Below are 15,872 nucleotides of genomic sequence, written 5' to 3'. Positions count from 1 at the left end.
GACCGCCTGCGCCCACCGGTCGCTCCGTGGCTCTGCCCTCCCGGACTCCTCGCCCGGGAGGCAGGGCCCGCGCTTTCCGGCTCCTGATGGGCGGCGTGCTCGTGGCCGATCGCGACCTCACGGACCGGCAGGCGAAGAACACGTCGACGTAGCGCCGGGCGGCTTCCGTTCCGGGCGGTCGAACCGGTACTCTTTTGCCTTGCCCTGCCGGGTTCGCCCGGCATGCGTGGTCTAGAAGCGGGCCCGATCGCAGTGTCCCGTCCCACCACCGAACAGGCACCCCCTTGAGAACCAGACTCACGCCCTCCGACGACTTCCCGGAAGACCTCACAGCACTCGAGCTGCCCGAGGTCGAGGTCCTCAACAGCAAGATCCACCGCGAGCTCGACCACGAATACGCCACCGACGGCGAAGCGGCCATGGAGACCGAGATCCGGCACGAGGAACTCACCGAGGAGCTCGATCGCAGGGACCAGCAGCCCGGCTCCTCCCCGGTCCGGCCCGACGTCGTCGAACCCGTCCTCCGCTCCTCCTGACCGCCGGCGCCTACACCCGCCCACGAATCGTGGCAACCGGCCGCCGGGTGCCATGTGGCGTTGTAGCCCCGGAGGGGAACTCCTAGCGTTGGGATTGCTTGCCGACCAGCACCCTACCCGCGGCCCCGCCGCATCAGGAGCGTCCCATGAAAGCACTCGTCTGGCACGGTGAAGGTGACATCCGCCTCGACACCGTCGATGATCCCTCGATCCTCGATCCCAATGACGCCATCATGCGGATCACCCGGAGCGCCATCTGCGGTACCGACCTGCACTTCATCCGCGGCACCATGTCGGGCATGAAGGAAGGGACGATCCTCGGCCATGAAGCCGTGGGAGAGGTCACCGCCGTCGGCGCAGCGGTCCGCCGGTTCGCCCCCGGCGACCGGGTGGTCGTCTCCTCGACGATGTCCTGCGGCGTGTGCTGGCAGTGCCGGGCCGGCCACACCGCCCAGTGCGACACCGCCAATCCGAACGGCCCGCAGGCCGGCACCTGCTTCTTCGGCGGGCCGCAGACCACGGGGCCCGTGAACGGGCTGCAGGCCGAGTACGCCCGCATCCCGTGGGCCTCGAACACGCTCACCGCGCTGCCGGACACCGTCAGCGACGAGCAGGCCATCCTGCTCTCGGACATCTTCCCCACCGCGTGGTTCGGTACCGAGCTGGCAGGAGTGCGACGCGGCGACACCGTCGCCGTGTACGGTGCGGGCGTCGTCGGGCAGTTCGCCATCGCCTCCGCCTTCCGCCAGGGCGCCTCACGCGTGTTCGCGATCGACGGCGTCGAGACCCGCCTCGTCCAGGCGCTCGGCCAGAACGCCGAGGTCGTCGACTTCAACCGCGAGGATCCGGTGCAGGCCCTGATGGATGCCACGCTGGGCATCGGCGTCGATGCCGTCATCGACGCCGTGGGCGTGGACGCCCAGCGCCCGTCCTCCGGCCCGGCGGCGGCGGACGGCGAGCAGCAGGCGGAGCAGTTCGCGCGGGAGGTCGCGGAGGTCGCCCCCACCACGAATGCGCAGGGCGGGAACTGGGTGCCGGGGAACGCACCCTCCCAGGTGTCCCGGTGGAGCGTGGAGACCGTCCGGAAGTACGGCCGCATCGGGATCATCGGGGTCTACAGCCCGCAGATGATGACCTATCCCATCGGCCAGGCGATGAACAAGAACCTCACGATACGCATGGGCAACTGCGATCACCGCTCGGTCACGCCGCCGCTGCTCGACCTCGTCGCGTCGGGGGTCTTCGATCCGACGAGGTTCATCACCCAGCACGAGCCGCTCACCGACGTCGTCGACGCCTACCTGACCTTCGACCGGCGCGAGGAGGGCTGGCTCAAGACGGTACTGACGACGGCATAGGCGTCCGCCGCACACCGAGCAGGAGGAGGAGGGCGGCGACGACCGCGCACGCCAGCATGACCACGGCGGTGGGCACGGGCGAGGACAGCCCGAACGCTCCGGTGAGGGGGGCGATCACGGCGGCACCTGCCATGTTGGACGCTCCCAGCAGGGACGCGGCGGTGCCGGCGCGGAGGCCGTGGTGCTCGAGCGCCGTGGCCTGCAGGGCCGGATTGACCAGGCCGAACGACGCCGTGAAGCCCATGACCGGCGCCATCAGTCCCCACAGGCCGAGGTGCGGGGCGAACCCGACGCTCAGGAGCAGGACGGCGGCGGCCACCACCAGGGCCACCGCACCGATGCGTACGGCGAGGCCCGGCGAGGCCCGTCGCGCCACCAGGCCTCCCACCTGCGCCCCGACGACCATGAGGGCGCCCTGGGCGCCGAACAGCAGGGCGTAGGTGGACGGGTTGAGCCCGAAGACCTCCTGCAGCAGGAAGGCGCTGCCGGCCATGAAGGACATCATCGCGGCGAAGAGCAGCCCGCCGGCCACGGCGACGGAACGGAACCGGGCGTCCGAGGCGAGGGTGCGGTAGTCGTCCCGGAGGCGGACGCCCTTCCGGAGCAGCCGGCGGTCCCGCGTGTGCGTCTCGTTCCGAAGCAGGATCCTGCCCGCGACACAGAGCAGGACGACGCCGTAGCCGAGGAGTGTCCAGAACAGTCCCCGCCAGCCGACCACCTGGAGGAGCTGGGCGCCGAGGGCGGGGGACGCCACCACGAACACGCCGGAGACGATGGACAGGCGGGCGAGGAAGACCAGCAGGCGCCTGCCCGTGTACAGGTCACGGACGATGGCCAGGGCGATGACCGCACAGGCCGCCGACCCCATGCCCTGGAGGGCCCTGCTCGCGATGAGCCAGGCCATCGTGGGAGCAAGGGCGCACGCAGCCGTCGCGATGCAGTAGACCACGATCATCACCGCCAGGGGGCGCGCCCGTCCGACGGCGTCCGACACCGGTCCGGAGGCCAGCTGACCGATGCCCATGCCGATGAAGGCCGCCGTCAGGGTCAGCTGGACGGCGGACTCGTCGGCGCCGAACTCCCGGCGGATCGCGGGGAACGCGGGCAGGTATAGGTCCATGGTGAGCGGCCAGATCACCTGCAGCATCGCGAGAGCCGCGACGAGGAGGAGGACCCTCGGGTGCGGAGCGTCCCGGCGGACGTCCTTCCCCGAGCGTGCGAGGAGGTGCGGGGTGGGGCCCATGAGAATTGCCTGTTCCTTGGATAGCGCTTTCCCTGCTATCCTCGTCCATCCCGGGCCGCGAGGCCAGGACCTGCCATGCAATCGCCGTAGGGCCGGCCAGGGCGTCCGACGGAAAACTTCCCTCGCTCCCCCTCGCGTGGTGGTCTAGATTCGGAAGCACGCAGTCCACCGAAGGGAGAACGGCATGAAGAACAAGATTGTTTTCGGAGCAGGCATGGCGGCCGGTTACGTCCTCGGCACCCGCGCCGGCCGTGGGAGCTACGAGCAGATCAAGACGAAGGCCCAGCAGCTGTGGAACAACCCGAAGGTGCAGGACACCGTCGCGTCGACCACCGGAACCATCAAGAGCAAGGCGCCCGCGGTGCAGGACTCCCTGAAGGGTGCGCTGAAGAAGGGCGGCTCGGGATCCGACGACGGCGCCAAGAAGCCGTCCGAGCCGGGCGTGGCCGTCGGCGCGAGCGGGGATCTCCCCCTCGATGTCCCACCGGTCGTCACCGCCATGGACACGGGCAGCACCGGCCCCACCGGTCCGAGCGGCGGCGATCCTGCGCACGTCGAGGACACGCCGTTCCTGTCACAGGACGACGCCACCCGCCCCGACCTCGGCAAGTAGGGGCGACAGCACGCCCGAAGGCCCCGGCACTGCCGGGGCCTTCGGGCGTACGGGGGCGGGGGGACCCTGCCCCGGGCTTCAGACGCCCTCGCTCACCGCTTCCGCCTCCAGGCAGACCTCGCAGTCCTCCTCCACCAGGATCGCGTTGACTGCGACGGCGATCCGATAGGCATCCCCTGCCGCCGGCACCAGCTGGGCGGCGGGATCGGTCGCGTTGCCGACGGCCCAGACCCGTTCCACCGAGGTCCGTCCGATGTCGTCGGTGCCGACGCAGCCGTCGTCGCGCATCTCGCAGCCCAGGCCCGCGAGGAGCGGGGTACCCGCGTCCGCGCCCGGTTCGCAGAACACCGCCACGCAGGGCACCACGGCGCCGTCCTGGAGCCGGACGCCCAGGAGCGGGCGTGGCGCGCCGTCGTCGGCCCGGCCCGGCAGGAATGCCTCCACCCGGCCCTCCGCGATCCGCACTCCGCGTCTCCGCAGGCGGTGTCGGTCGTCCTCGGACAGGGCGCCGAGGGTGTGGGGGAAGAAGGTCACGTCGTCGGACCACTGCCGCAGGAGGATCGCCTGGTGGATGGAGGTCGGGGCGGAACCGAGCACTCCGAGGGCCTGGTCGCGGACCTCCCAGCCGTGGCAGTAGGGGCACTGGAGCAGTCCCCGCCCCCATGCCTCCCGGGCGCCGGGGATGTCCGGCAGAATGTCGCGGAGCCCGGAGGCGATGACGAGCTGGCGCCCTTCGACGGTCCGGCCGCCGGCAGTGCCGATCGACCACCCCCGCGCCGTGTCCACGGCATGCTCGGCGCGATCGTCGAGGAAGTCCACGCCGTAGGGTTCCAGGTCCTCCCGCGCCAGCGCCACGAGATGTTCCGGCGGCGTCCCGTCCCGCGTGGGGAAGCCGTAGGCGGCGTCGGCCGGAGCATTGCGCGGCGTACCGGCGTCGATCACCACGACGCTCCGCCGGGCCCGCCCGAGGACGAGCGCGGTCCCCAGCCCCGCGATGCCCCCGCCGACGATGACGACGTCGTACGTCCGGGTGTCGTTCCTGTTCATCCCTCCATCCGACCACGCGCCGGGGCCGTGCCGCCTCCCGACATTGTGCTTGCGGTCAGCCGATCGGCCCCGTGCCGCCCGCATCGTCCGCCGGAAGGCCCAGCGAGGCGACCAGCGACGCGAAGCGCTCATTGCCGGCGAGATCCTCGATGAGGACGGCGTTCCCCGCGGCGTCCGCGAGGGGGATCCGCCAGTTCGGGTATTCGTCGTTGGTGCCGGGCTGGTTCTGGGTACGCCGCTCGCCGACCGCGTCGGCGAGCGCGACCCCGAGCAGCACCGACGGCGTCTGCGCGATGAAGCCGTGCAGCGCCTCGACGGTCTGCTGGACGCCCGGGGACTCCTGAGGGAGCAGGTTCCGCTGCCGCAGGAGCGCGAGGAACTTCTCCTGGCTGGCGCGATCCTCCGCCTGCTCCTCCTCCACGGGGCGGCTGAGCAGGCCGAGCTTCTCACGGAGCACCACGTGCTCGCCTGCCAGGTAGCCCGCACTGGGCGGCAGGTCGTGCACGGTGACCGTGGTCAGGCAGCCCCGGCGGTAGGCCTCGGGAGGCAGCGGCCCGTCCTCGTCCTGCTCGAACCAGAGGATCGAGGTGCCGAGGATCCCGCGCTCGCCGAGGTACTCCTGCACGCCGGGCTCGAAGACGCCGAGGTCCTCGCCGACCACGATCGCGCCTGCCCGTTCCGCCTCGAGCGCGAGGATGCCGATCAGCGCCCGGTGGTCGTAGTAGACGTAGGCACCGGCACCCGGTGCCTCACCCTGGGGTATCCACCAGAGCCGGAACAACCCGAGGATGTGGTCCACGCGGATGCCGCCGGCGTGGCGCAGGATGTTGCGGAGCATGTCCCGGAATGCGGCGTAGCCGGATTCCGCGAGCCGCTCGGGGTGCCATGGCGGCTGGCTCCAGTCCTGGCCGTGCTGGTTGAACATGTCCGGCGGTGCCCCGACACTGATGCCCGTCGCCAGCACGTCCTGGAGGGCCCAGGCGTCGGCACCGCTGGGATGGACGCCGACCGCGAGATCGTGCACCACGCCGATCGACATCCCGGCGCCCGTCGCGTCGAGTTGCGCCTCCTGCAACTGCTCGTCCACGAGCCACTGCAGCCACTCGTGGAACTCGATGCGCGCTGCATGCCGTTCGGCGAACTCCCGGGCACCGGGCGATCCGGGGCGTCCGACGTCGTCCCACTCCTGCGCGCCCGGCGGGACCGTCTCGGCGAGGGCCGACCACAGCGCGAAATCGGCGAGCCCCTGGCCCTGGTGGGAGCGGTAGGCGTCGAAGTCGTGCTGGCGCTGTTCCGGGAGCGGCACCGCGAACACGAGTTCGAGTGCCTCGAGTTTCGCGGCGTAGGACGAATCCCGGTCGAGCAGGTCGGTGGAGGTGTTGGCGTCCGCGAGGCCGGCGGCCAGCTCTCCGATCCGTGCCCGTGCCCCGGCGTCCAGCCGGGCGTACTCGGGGATGTCCTCGATCCGCAGGTAGAGGGGGTGGAAATAGCGCCGCGTGGTCGGCAGGTAGGGCGAGGGCTCCACGGGCGGGACGGGTTCGGCGGCGTGCAGGGGGTTCACCAGCACGAAGTCGCCACCGTGCGCGGCGGCGGCCTGGGCCAATCGGCCGAGGTCCGCGAGGTCGCCGATGCCCCACGATTCCGAGGACCGCACCGAGTAGAGCTGCGCCATGAGCCCCCAGCTGCGGTGGTCCATGAGTGCCGCCGTCGTACTCAGGCGGTCGGGCGTCACCACGAAGGTGCAGGTCGTCTCCTGCCCGTCGACCGTCGCATGGAGGGTGTGCCAGCCGAGCGGCAGCGCGTGCGGCAGCACGCCCTCCCGCCGCTCGATGTCCTTCCCGTCGATCGTGCGGACCTCGGTCGCGTCCGTCACCGTGCCGGTGTAGTGGACCCCGTCCTCGTCGACGGCCCAGAACTCCACGTCGGCCCCGGCGGGCACGTGCAGCAGCACCGGGTCGACGTCGCTCCGGCGCACCACGACGACGGCGGGCAGCACCCTCTGCCAGGGCCCGGCGACGACGTCGTCCAGCGCGCGGGCGATCGCGGTCTCGGAGGAGGCGTCGACTCCGAGCGCCGCGAGGACCGTGACGAGGGTCTCCGGGGCCACGCGGGCGGGTTCACCATCCCATCCCTTGAAGGTGGTCCCCACACGGTGCGCTTCGGCGAGCTGTTCGAGCGGTGTGGGAGCCGCCGGGGCTGTTGCTTCGTTCTCGGTTGTGTCGGCCATGCCTCCAATCTAGGCATGGAGTACCGACCGCCGCACCCGGTCCGGCCTCCCGCCGTCGATTTGACGCTCCCTCGAGGGCCTCGTCCCGGCGGACGGGTACCAGTCCGCGATGGGATGGACAAGCTCCTACGGCGGCACGGCGACCGCTGGCGATGCGCCCCGGAGCGGTGGTTGGCTGGAGCATGGCCTATTTCCTCGAGTACGTGGTCCCGGCGGAGAGCGGAGGAGCGGAGGTTCCCCTCGACGACACCAATGACGGGTTCACCGTCCCCCTCGGCGAAACCGCGGAACGAGTGGTCCACCTGGACGCCCTTCCCGCCCGCAGCCGCATCGTGGCCGACGGGCTCGAGGACGCGCACGCCGAGGCGGAGCAACTCCTCCGGCACAGCAAGGCCGACGCCGGCGAACTCTACGAGGACGCCGACGACTCCCTCGAGGCCGGCTCCGGCCGGCGGGTGGGAGCGTTCCGCGAGGGCTCGGGATGGAGCGAGGGCTGATCCGCTACCAGGTGTCCTTCGTGTAGGTGCTGTTGAGCCGGGCGATCAGGACCCCGAGTTTCTCCACGTCCTCCGGCGCCCAGCTGCGCATCAGCGCGGTGAACGCTGTGCGACGCCCGGTCTGCGCCGCGGCGAGCTGCTGTTCGCCCAGCGCCGTCAGGAGGACGCGTTGCGAGCGGGCATCGTAGGGATCGAGCTGGCGGCTGACGAGTCCCAGCCGTTCGAGCCCGGCGAGCTGCCTGCTCACGGAGGGCTTCCCCACACCGATGCTGGCGGCGATGTCTGTCGCCCGCAGCGATCCTTCCCGCTGCAGGAGCGTGAGGATCCCGTACGCGGCCGGCTCCATCTCCGGATGCACGTTCTTCGCGAGGGCGTGCGACGTCGTCCGTTCCCGCCGCCACAGCACGCTCGTCTGCTCTTCCAGCACCTCGATGGCCTGATCGAACTCTCCGCCGTCGCGCCCCTCCGCTGTTTCCATGGGGGAAGCGTATAGATGCCCGGGGCACAGTGGGCCCTCTTCACCGGAATTCGCCCGAATTCGTCGGAATTCGTCGGAATTCATGGGGAGAAGTCCGAAGATGTCAGGCCGCAGGCACACCGTGTACGCGCACGAAGTCCCGGTGCATCTGTGTCTGGGTGAGCGCGGACAGCAGCTGGAAGCCGTGCAGCCCGTCCCACCCGGCCGTCCACGTCAGTCGTGCGGCGATCGCCCAGACGGCCGGTTCCCCGGAAGCACCGTCCGACGCCGCGAGCACCTCGGCCACCTCACGTGCCCGCCGTAGCTGGTGCTCCGCACACTCGTCCGCCCGACCTCCCAGCCCTGCGAACCGGTAGCCGTGTCCCGGGAGCGCCTCGTACTCCCCGTAGCGGCGCACGCGCTCCACGGACTCGAGGAAGTCGGCGAGCGGGTTCGACGGCGTTCCGCCGCCCAGGCCGAGACCGGAGAACACCGTCGGCAGCACGTGGTCGCCCGTGAGGAGGAGCCCGCGGTCGTCGTCGCGCAGGCAGATGTGCCCGGGAGTGTGTCCCGGCGTCGCCATCACCTCCATCCGGAACCCCGGGACGTCCAGGACGTCGCCGTCGGACAGCACGGAGTCCACGGCGAGCACCAGCCCGGCAGGAGAGCGGTCCACGAACTGGGCCAGTTCGCTTCTCCGGTCGGCGGGAACGCCCCATTCCTCCAGCCGTCCGGCGGCCTCGTCGAGGTCGAGCAGCCGGTCGCGGTGCCGTTCGAGGGCCTGGCGCTCCCTGCCGTGCATCGCGAGTTCCGCGCCCGATGCGTCCCTCAGCCGGGCTGCCATCCCCACGTGGTCCGGGTGCAGGTGCGTGCCGGTGATGCCCGTGACGGCGTCGGCGCCGCCTCGTCCCGGAGCGATCTCCGCGAGCGCAGAGATCAGCCGCGCCCAGTTGTCGTCGGAGTCCCAGCCGGGATCGACGACGTGGATGCCCCCGTCCGCGTCCCGCAGCAGATAGGTGAAGGAGTACGCGAGATGTCCGCCGGGCATGGGCTGGGCGAGCGCCCACACGTCGTCGCGCACCTGCTCCAGCGGGGGGAGTTCGCCGCGCTCCAGGGCGTCGGTCTGCTGCCTGCTCGTGCTGTCCATGGGTCCTTCCGGAGTGTCTGGTCCCATTCAAGCAGTGCGCGGGGGTGCCCGCGACGGCCTGCCGCCGGTGTTCGCACGCCGCCCGGCCCGCACCGTGCGAGGATGGCCGGATGACGGTGCCGGCCGATGTCCTGCTCGAGGGTCCACGCGGCCGCCGGCTCTGCCTCGAGCTCGCGCTGCTGCTGGCGCCGGACCTCCGGAGCCCGGTCATGCGCCTGGCCGGCGCCCTCGACCCGGCGTCGGGCACCTCGCGTGTCACCCTCGTCCTCGCCGCATCGGACGACGACGGGCTGGCCATGCACCCTGGACGACCGGACGCGGCGACGCCGGCCGGGGTGGCGGCCCGGATCGCCTCGATCAACCCGGGAGACATCAGCGACAGCAGGATCCTCGACGCGTTCGGGCAGTCGGTCGGCGCTGCCCGCGGCTGGCAGGAACCCGACGGGGAGGACGTCCTCGCCGCGCTCCCGGTCATCCGCGAGTCGCTCCTCCCCGTCGCGGGGCGGGTCCTGGCGTCCACTACCGGACCGTGGCTGGCATCGGCCCGGCGAACCGTGCAGTGGCACCTCGACTGGCACGTCCCCGAGGACCCCGTGCACCTGCCAGGGAGTCCGCGGGAGGCCCTGGCAGCCTGGGCCCGCAGCGCGCGTGCCGAGGAGGAACGGGCCCGGCACGATCGTCCGAGCGACCCCCGTGCCCCCTACTCCGGCACCTGGTGGTCGCTCCCCGAGGGGCTCCTGCAGACGGTCGGGAACATCCCGGCCGCACTGGACCTCGTGGAGGACGCCGCGGGCGAGGAGTTCGCCACGGCCGTCCCGGTCCGCGGTGGTGGCCGCACCTTCGAGGTGGCCGTCGAGGAGGACTGGGCGGCCCTGTGCCGCGAGTACCCCCTCGACGTCACCGCGTCCCGCCGCCACGACTGGTACCGGACCACCGGCCGTGCCGGCGGCTGGGTGATCCCGGACTGGGAGCGCGTCGCGGCAGACTGGGACGCCGTGCATCTCTCCGCCCTCGGCTACCTCCGGTGCGCCACCCGGGCGCTGCGGGTCGAGGCGGACACGGCATCGGTGATCGCCGGCTGGAACCCGGACACCACGGTGTGGCTGACCGACGTCGCACGCGAGTCGGTGGAGCCGCGGCAGGCATGGCAACGGCACCAGGACACCATGGCCTGGGCACCGGCACGGCAGACCGGGTGACGGCGTGACCGACGGCGCCGGTCAGCCGCCGAAGAGGGCCGCGACCCGGGTGAGGGTCTGGAAGACGCCGTAGGCGAGAGGCACTCCCACGAGTGCCCAGACGACGGCGATACGTGCTCCGGCCATGTCAGGCCTCCTTCGCGAATTCTCGGGATGCGTCCGCCGTCGGTTCGTGGAAGCGCGGGTCCACGGGCCGGACGAGCAGGTTGGCGATGAAGCCCACGACCAGCAGCCCCACCATGGTGAGGAGAGCCGGCTGGTAGGCCCCGGCGTTCAGCTCCCCGGGCGTTCCCTGCGAGTCGAGGAAGGCGTTGACGATCAGCGGCCCGGCGATACCGGCGGCCGACCACGCGGTCAGCAGGCGGCCATGGATCGCACCGACCTGATAGGTGCCGAAGAGGTCACGCAGGTAGGCCGGTACGGTGGCGAATCCGCCGCCGTAGAAGGAGATGATCACGAAGGCCAGGGCGACGAACAGCAGGGTGGTGGAGGACCCCGCGAGGGCGAGCACCAGGTAGAGCAGGGCTCCCACGCCGAGGTAGACCATGTAGATGCGCTTGCGGCCGATGAGATCCGACGTCGTGGACCAGGCGAACCGTCCACCCATGTTGCCGATCGAGAGCAGGCCCACGAAGCCACCGGCGACGGCGACGGACACCGCCGTCGTGCCGTCCGCGCCGCGGAAGAAGTCCTGGATCATCGGGGCCGCCTGCTCGAGGATGCCGATACCGGCCGTGACGTTGCAGAACAGGACGATCCAGACGAGCCAGAACTGGCGGGTCCTGATCGCATTGGCGGCCGAGACGTTGTCGGTGGTGACGAGGGGCTTGGACTTCAGCTGCGAGGGGTCGAACCCCGCGGGCTTCCAGCCCTCCGCCGGCACCTTGATGGTGAAGGCGCCGAACATCATGTAGACGAGGTAGACGACGGCGAGGGTCAGGAACAGCTTGCCCACGGCGTCGCCGCTGGCCACCCAGCCCTCGGCCCCCGAGTTCGGGTCGTACATGCGCAGCAGTTGGGTGGAGAGCGGGCTGGCGATCAGGGCGCCGCCGCCGAAGCCCATGATGGCCATGCCCGTGGCCAGGCCCGGGCGGTCGGGGAACCACTTGATCAGGGTGGATACCGGGGAGATGTAGCCGATCCCCAGGCCGATGCCGCCGATGACCCCGTAGCCCAGGTAGACGAGCCACAGCTGGTTCGTGAAGATGCCGAGCGCCCCGACCAGAAAGCCGGAGGTCCAGAACAGCGCCGAGGTGAACATGGCCTTGCGGGGGCCGTTGCGGTCCACCCAGGTGCCGAGCACCGCGGCGGACAGGCCCAGCATCACGATGGCGATCGAGAAGATGATGCCGACCTGCGTCAGGGTCGCGTCGAAGTGCGCCGTGAGTGCCGTCTTGTACACGCTGGTCGCATAGGCCTGGCCGATGCACAGGTGGACGGCGAGCGCCGCGGGTGGGATGAGCCACCGGTTGAATCCCGGTGGTGCGATGGTGTGGTCGCGGTCGAGCCAGCTCATCGAGAGCCTTTCTGTCAGCGTGGGCGGCCGCCCCCCGGCCAAGATCCTGTCCAAGGCAAGTATGGTGTGCATCACATGGATGTGGGGTATTTCTCGATCGGCGGTACTCCCCGCGCGACGAATGGCGGCCCGCGTGGTATTTCACAAGCAGGCTTAGCATTTTCGCCTAAACTGGCGCCTATGCCCACCACGGAACAGGCCCCCGACACCCGATTGAAGCGCGGCATCTCGGGTCCGCTGCTGTACCTCTTCATCCTCGGCGATGTCCTCGGCGCAGGCGTGTACGCGCTGGTCGGCGTGATCTCGGCGGAGGTCGGGGGCGCCATCTGGGTGCCCCTCATGGTGGCCCTGGCCCTGGCCCTCCTGACGGCGGGATCGTACGCAGAGCTCGTCACCAAGTACCCGAAGGCCGGTGGCGCGGCGGTGTTCGCCGAACGGGCCTTCGGGAAACCGTTCATCTCCTTCCTCGTGGGGTTCTGCATGCTCGCGGCCGGCGTGACGAGTGCCGCAGGCCTCGCCCAGGCGTTCGCGGGCGGCTACCTCACCACCTTCATCGATGTGCCCGCCGTTCCCGCGGCCCTGGTGTTCCTCGTCCTGCTCGCCCTGCTCAACATGCGCGGCATCAAGGAATCGGTGCGCAGCAACGTGGTCATGACCGTGGTCGAGGTCTCCGGGCTCGTCCTGGTCATCGTCGTCGTCGGCATCTTCCTCGCCGGCGGCAACGGCGACATCTCCCGCGTCACCGAGTTCCCACCCGGCGTGAGTGCGGGCACCGCCGTCCTCTCCGCGGCGCTCATCGCGTACTACTCCTTCGTCGGCTTCGAGGTCTCCGCGAACGTCGCCGAAGAGGTCCGGGACGTCAGCCGGGTGTACCCGAAGGCCATCTTCGGCGCCCTGCTCACGGCCGGCGTCGTCTACCTCCTGATCGGGCTCGCCTCCTCCGCGGCGCTCGCCCCGGAGGACCTGGCCGGCTCCAGTTCACCCCTGCTCGACGTCGTCGCGGCCACCGGAGCGGGCATCCCGAACTGGCTCTTCAGCCTCGTTGCCCTCATCGCCGTCGCCAACGGCGCGCTGCTCACCATGATCATGTCGAGCCGGCTCACCTACGGCATGGCGGAACAGGGACTGCTGCCGTCCGTCTTCGGCCGCGTCCTGCCCAACCGCCGCACGCCCTGGGTCGCGATCGTCGCGACCACGCTCGTCGCCATGGCACTGACCCTCACGGGCGGGCTCGAGTCGCTCTCGCAGACCGTGGTCCTGCTGCTGCTCTTCGTCTTCCTGAGCACCAACATCGCCGTGATAGTCCTGCGGAAGGACACGGTGGACCACGGGCACTTCCGCATCCCGGTGGTCTTCCCGTACCTCGCGATCGCGTCGTGCATCCTCCTGCTCACGCAGCAGACCGGGGAGATCTGGCTGCGCGGCGGCATCCTGCTCGCACTGGGCCTGGCGCTGTACGGGATCCAGCGGCTCGTACGGGGCCGGGCGGCGACCAAGGCCTGAGGCGCCGGTGGGTGCGGGGGCGCCTACCGCTCCGACCGGGACCAGACCTGGCGCCGGGAGCGGACCGTCTCGCCCGAGGCCGCCGCTTCCTTCATGAGCAGCGACAGATAGTGGTCCTGGCTCGCTTCGGCGAGACTGTACAGGTCGGGGCCGCCCTCGACGCATCCACTCATCCGCACGAGGCACTCGGCGATCGCGATCTCGTCGTCGCTCAGCCGGGCGGGCAGGAAGCGGTTCTCGAACACCCACTCGGTGCCGGCCATGATGCCGCGCAGGAAGAGCCCTTCGAGGTTGCCGCCCTCCCCTGCCGCGACACGGCGGAACGTCGTCGAGACCGGCGTACGCACGTCCCCGAGGTAGTGCACATCGGCGTTGTTGATCTCCCCCCGGTCACCCCTGACCAGCAGCCGGTTGGCCCGGATCCACGAGAAGTACTGCTGCTCGGCGAAGTCGTAGAGCCCCAGCCGGTCCCCGACGTCGAAACGGGCGGACAGCTGCTCCGCGATGACGGTGACCTCCTCGCGAGGATCCCCGTACCGGTCTGGCCCCTTCACGAGCGGCGACCGGAAGATCGACGCCGTGATCGAGACATCGTCGAACCCGATGCCGAGTGCGCGGCGCATGATGCTCACACCGTGGTAGTCGTGGCACTGGGCGACCAGCACCTGGCTGATCTGCCCCAGGCGCCCCGACGCGGCGACGCCCAGTTGTGCACGCAGGAGTGGGGACAGATGGTACTGCTCCGCCACCTGGATGACGGCCCCACGCTCGACCAGCGGATACAGGCTGGTCAGTGCCGCGAGGTCGGGGCCGGGCGGGGTCTCCGTGAGGACCGGGACCTTCAGTTCGGCGAGGTGGCGGATCGCCTCCGGCGCCACCTCCCGGGGGACGGATACGACGACGAACGAGGGCGTTGTCTTCGCCACGAGGTCGTCGATGGAGGCGAAGGCCCGCACCTGCCACGTCTCCTCGATACGGCGTCCGGTCGCCTCGTCCCTGGTGACGAGACCCGTCACCTCGAAGCGGTCGGGGAGTTCCCGCGCGACCCGAAGGAAGAACTCGCTCCTCCAGCCGCTTCCGACGATGCCGAACCGGATCTTGTCCCCTGACCTGTCCGCGGTATCGGTCCGTGAATCCATCGGGGGCTCCCTGCCTGACGTGGTTCGGGTGTGGTTGATGCCGGTGGTCCTCAGACCAGCCTGGCGGCCTCGCTGGTCGTCCTGGTGACCGGGACCAGGCGGGTGAGCTGAGTGACGTGCCTGGGTTCGAGTTCGCCGATGTGTGAGACCCCGAGCAGGCGCATGGTGCGCTCGATCTCGTCGCGGAGGATCGCGATGGTCCTGTCGACGCCCTCGCGTCCGCCGGCCATCAGCCCGTAGAGGTAGGCGCGGCCGATGAGGGTGAACTTCGCCCCCAGGGCCATGGACGCCACGATGTCGGCCCCGTTCATGATGCCCGTGTCGACCATGATCGTGGCATCGGATCCGACTTCCCGGACGACCTGCGGCAGCAGGTGGAACGGGATGGGCGCGCGGTCGAGCTGTCGGCCGCCGTGGTTGGACAGGATGATACCGTCGACGCCCATCTCCACGAGGCGCACGGAGTCCTCGACGTTCTGGACGCCCTTGATGAGGATCTTGCCGGGCCACAGGTCCCGGATGACGGCGAGGTCGTCGTAGCTGATGGTCGGGTCCATCGCCGCGTTCAGCAGGTCCCCCACCGTGCCGCCGGTGTCGCTCAGGGACGCGAACTCCAGCTTCGGGGTGGTGAGGAAGTCGACCCACCACCAGGGCCGCGGGACGGCATTGAGGATCGTCCCGATCGACAGCTGCGGCGGGATGGAGAAGCCGTTGCGCTTGTCGCGCAACCGGGCACCGGCAACCGGGGTGTCGACGGTGAACATGAGCGTGTCGAAACCGACCTCGGCGGCACGTTTGACGAGGTCGTAGGAGATCTCCCGCTGCCGCATCACGTACAGCTGGAACCAGTTGCGCCCGTTCGGGTTGGCCGCCTTCACGCCCTCGATCGAGGTCGTCCCGAGCGTGGAGAGGGTGAAGGGGATACCTGCGGCAGCGGCCGCACCTGCGCCGGCGGTCTCCCCTTCGGTCTGCATGAGCCGGGTGAATCCGGTCGGCGCGATGCCGAAGGGGAGCGCGCTGGGACCGCCGAGGATCTCCACCGACGTGTCCACGTGCTCGGCGGGGCGCAGGATCGAGGGGTGGAACTCGATGTCCTCGAACGCCTGGCGGGCACGACTCAGGGACAGCTCGCCCTCGGCCCCGCCGTCGGTGTAGTCGAAGGCGGCCTTCGGGGTGCGGCGCTTGGCGATGGTCCGCAGGTCCCCGATGGTCAGCGCGCCATCGAGCCGCCGCTTCTTGCCGTTGAGCTCGATCTTCTTGAACTGCATCAGCTCGAGCATCTCCGCCGGAACGGGAAGTTGACGCTTCGTCATTGGAGGGTCCTTTCACCTGCAGGAACACCGAGGGCGGGCGGTCTCGTGCCCTGCAGTCGCGGTGGTCGTAGCTTGAA

Annotated in this window: 16 protein-coding genes; 7 read left to right on the top strand and 9 right to left on the bottom strand. The window is 70.4% G+C overall.

What is annotated here, in order from left to right; genetic code table 11:
* The first annotated feature begins 26 nt into the window (after positions 1 to 26).
* The 3 genes from ACX80U_RS07480 (at position 27) to ACX80U_RS07470 (ending at position 1,894) form a co-directional block, all read left to right on the top strand.
* A complete protein-coding gene (locus ACX80U_RS07480) occupies positions 27 to 152 on the top strand; it encodes a hypothetical protein (protein WP_459267964.1) in 126 nt (41 codons plus the stop codon).
* A 132-nt stretch (positions 153 to 284) separates the two neighbouring features.
* On the top strand, positions 285 to 536 hold the full coding sequence (locus ACX80U_RS07475) for a hypothetical protein (protein ID WP_208740206.1): 252 nt from the start codon (positions 285 to 287) through the stop codon (positions 534 to 536).
* A gap of 146 nt (positions 537 to 682) precedes the next feature.
* A complete protein-coding gene (locus ACX80U_RS07470) occupies positions 683 to 1,894 on the top strand; it encodes an alcohol dehydrogenase catalytic domain-containing protein (RefSeq protein WP_459267963.1) in 1,212 nt (403 codons plus the stop codon).
* Here ACX80U_RS07470 and ACX80U_RS07465 read toward each other — a convergent pair.
* Positions 1,869 to 3,137, bottom strand: coding sequence for a multidrug effflux MFS transporter (locus ACX80U_RS07465; protein WP_459267962.1), 1,269 nt, complete (start codon positions 3,135 to 3,137; stop codon positions 1,869 to 1,871). The two genes, ACX80U_RS07470 and ACX80U_RS07465, sit on opposite strands and share 26 nt — an antisense overlap.
* Before the next feature lie 184 nt (positions 3,138 to 3,321).
* Between ACX80U_RS07465 and ACX80U_RS07460 the strand changes: the two genes are divergently transcribed.
* On the top strand, positions 3,322 to 3,750 hold the full coding sequence (locus tag ACX80U_RS07460) for a YtxH domain-containing protein (RefSeq protein ID WP_133081390.1): 429 nt from the start codon (positions 3,322 to 3,324) through the stop codon (positions 3,748 to 3,750).
* Between the two features lie 78 nt (positions 3,751 to 3,828).
* Here the strand turns inward: ACX80U_RS07460 and ACX80U_RS07455 are convergent, their stop codons facing one another.
* Both ACX80U_RS07455 and malQ read right to left on the bottom strand, forming a co-directional pair.
* Positions 3,829 to 4,797: an NAD(P)/FAD-dependent oxidoreductase gene (locus ACX80U_RS07455; protein WP_459267961.1), complete on the bottom strand. Its 969-nt coding sequence runs from the start codon at positions 4,795 to 4,797 to the stop codon at positions 3,829 to 3,831.
* Between the two features lie 55 nt (positions 4,798 to 4,852).
* Positions 4,853 to 7,024, bottom strand: coding sequence for a 4-alpha-glucanotransferase (gene malQ / locus ACX80U_RS07450; RefSeq protein ID WP_459267960.1), 2,172 nt, complete (start codon positions 7,022 to 7,024; stop codon positions 4,853 to 4,855).
* A gap of 182 nt (positions 7,025 to 7,206) precedes the next feature.
* On the opposite strand from malQ, the gene ACX80U_RS07445 reads away from it, so the two are divergent.
* Positions 7,207 to 7,521 (top strand): hypothetical protein, encoded by a 315-nt coding sequence (locus tag ACX80U_RS07445; RefSeq protein WP_459267959.1) that lies wholly within the window; start codon positions 7,207 to 7,209, stop codon positions 7,519 to 7,521.
* 4 nt (positions 7,522 to 7,525) lie between these two features.
* On the opposite strand, the gene ACX80U_RS07440 is transcribed toward ACX80U_RS07445, so the two are convergent.
* Positions 7,526 to 7,999 carry a MarR family winged helix-turn-helix transcriptional regulator gene (locus tag ACX80U_RS07440; RefSeq protein ID WP_133081394.1) on the bottom strand — a complete coding sequence of 158 codons (474 nt, stop codon included), beginning with the start codon at positions 7,997 to 7,999 and terminating at the stop codon, positions 7,526 to 7,528.
* A gap of 103 nt (positions 8,000 to 8,102) precedes the next feature.
* Positions 8,103 to 9,125, bottom strand: a complete 1,023-nt coding sequence (locus ACX80U_RS07435; RefSeq protein ID WP_459267958.1) for an MBL fold metallo-hydrolase — start codon at positions 9,123 to 9,125, stop codon at positions 8,103 to 8,105.
* 110 nt (positions 9,126 to 9,235) lie between these two features.
* On the opposite strand from ACX80U_RS07435, the gene ACX80U_RS07430 reads away from it, so the two are divergent.
* Positions 9,236 to 10,324, top strand: a complete 1,089-nt coding sequence (locus ACX80U_RS07430; RefSeq protein WP_459267957.1) for a hypothetical protein — start codon at positions 9,236 to 9,238, stop codon at positions 10,322 to 10,324.
* Positions 10,325 to 10,345: 21 nt separating this feature from the next.
* On the opposite strand, the gene ACX80U_RS07425 is transcribed toward ACX80U_RS07430, so the two are convergent.
* Together ACX80U_RS07425 and ACX80U_RS07420 are read right to left on the bottom strand one after the other, a co-directional pair.
* Positions 10,346 to 10,450: an MFS transporter small subunit gene (locus tag ACX80U_RS07425; protein ID WP_420808225.1), complete on the bottom strand. Its 105-nt coding sequence runs from the start codon at positions 10,448 to 10,450 to the stop codon at positions 10,346 to 10,348.
* Position 10,451: 1 nt separating this feature from the next.
* Positions 10,452 to 11,840, bottom strand: a complete 1,389-nt coding sequence (locus ACX80U_RS07420; RefSeq protein ID WP_133081396.1) for an OFA family MFS transporter — start codon at positions 11,838 to 11,840, stop codon at positions 10,452 to 10,454.
* Positions 11,841 to 12,020: 180 nt separating this feature from the next.
* On the opposite strand from ACX80U_RS07420, the gene ACX80U_RS07415 reads away from it, so the two are divergent.
* Positions 12,021 to 13,343, top strand: coding sequence for an APC family permease (locus tag ACX80U_RS07415; RefSeq protein ID WP_459267956.1), 1,323 nt, complete (start codon positions 12,021 to 12,023; stop codon positions 13,341 to 13,343).
* A gap of 23 nt (positions 13,344 to 13,366) precedes the next feature.
* On the opposite strand, the gene ACX80U_RS07410 is transcribed toward ACX80U_RS07415, so the two are convergent.
* Complete coding sequence (locus ACX80U_RS07410) at positions 13,367 to 14,482, bottom strand: Gfo/Idh/MocA family protein (RefSeq protein ID WP_459267955.1); 1,116 nt, start codon at positions 14,480 to 14,482, stop codon at positions 13,367 to 13,369.
* A gap of 50 nt (positions 14,483 to 14,532) precedes the next feature.
* Positions 14,533 to 15,795 carry an alpha-hydroxy acid oxidase gene (locus ACX80U_RS07405; protein WP_459267954.1) on the bottom strand — a complete coding sequence of 421 codons (1,263 nt, stop codon included), beginning with the start codon at positions 15,793 to 15,795 and terminating at the stop codon, positions 14,533 to 14,535.
* Positions 15,796 to 15,872: the final 77 nt, after the last annotated feature.

It is taken from the genome of Arthrobacter sp. TmT3-37 (assembly GCF_054510835.1).
Note: the sequence above shows the minus strand (reverse complement) of the source record. Positions and strands in the feature narration are given on the sequence as shown.

Coding starts and splice junctions, on each gene's coding strand:
- ACX80U_RS07470 (WP_459267963.1), top strand. CDS start 683: ATGAAAGCACTCGTCTGGCACGGTGAAGGTGACATCCGCCTCGACACC.
- ACX80U_RS07465 (WP_459267962.1), bottom strand. CDS start 3,137: ATGGGCCCCACCCCGCACCTCCTCGCACGCTCGGGGAAGGACGTCCGC.
- ACX80U_RS07460 (WP_133081390.1), top strand. CDS start 3,322: ATGAAGAACAAGATTGTTTTCGGAGCAGGCATGGCGGCCGGTTACGTC.
- ACX80U_RS07455 (WP_459267961.1), bottom strand. CDS start 4,797: ATGAACAGGAACGACACCCGGACGTACGACGTCGTCATCGTCGGCGGG.
- malQ (WP_459267960.1), bottom strand. CDS start 7,024: ATGGCCGACACAACCGAGAACGAAGCAACAGCCCCGGCGGCTCCCACA.
- ACX80U_RS07445 (WP_459267959.1), top strand. CDS start 7,207: ATGGCCTATTTCCTCGAGTACGTGGTCCCGGCGGAGAGCGGAGGAGCG.
- ACX80U_RS07440 (WP_133081394.1), bottom strand. CDS start 7,999: ATGGAAACAGCGGAGGGGCGCGACGGCGGAGAGTTCGATCAGGCCATC.
- ACX80U_RS07435 (WP_459267958.1), bottom strand. CDS start 9,125: ATGGACAGCACGAGCAGGCAGCAGACCGACGCCCTGGAGCGCGGCGAA.
- ACX80U_RS07430 (WP_459267957.1), top strand. CDS start 9,236: ATGACGGTGCCGGCCGATGTCCTGCTCGAGGGTCCACGCGGCCGCCGG.
- ACX80U_RS07425 (WP_420808225.1), bottom strand. CDS start 10,450: ATGGCCGGAGCACGTATCGCCGTCGTCTGGGCACTCGTGGGAGTGCCT.
- ACX80U_RS07420 (WP_133081396.1), bottom strand. CDS start 11,840: ATGAGCTGGCTCGACCGCGACCACACCATCGCACCACCGGGATTCAAC.
- ACX80U_RS07415 (WP_459267956.1), top strand. CDS start 12,021: ATGCCCACCACGGAACAGGCCCCCGACACCCGATTGAAGCGCGGCATC.
- ACX80U_RS07410 (WP_459267955.1), bottom strand. CDS start 14,482: ATGGATTCACGGACCGATACCGCGGACAGGTCAGGGGACAAGATCCGG.
- ACX80U_RS07405 (WP_459267954.1), bottom strand. CDS start 15,795: ATGACGAAGCGTCAACTTCCCGTTCCGGCGGAGATGCTCGAGCTGATG.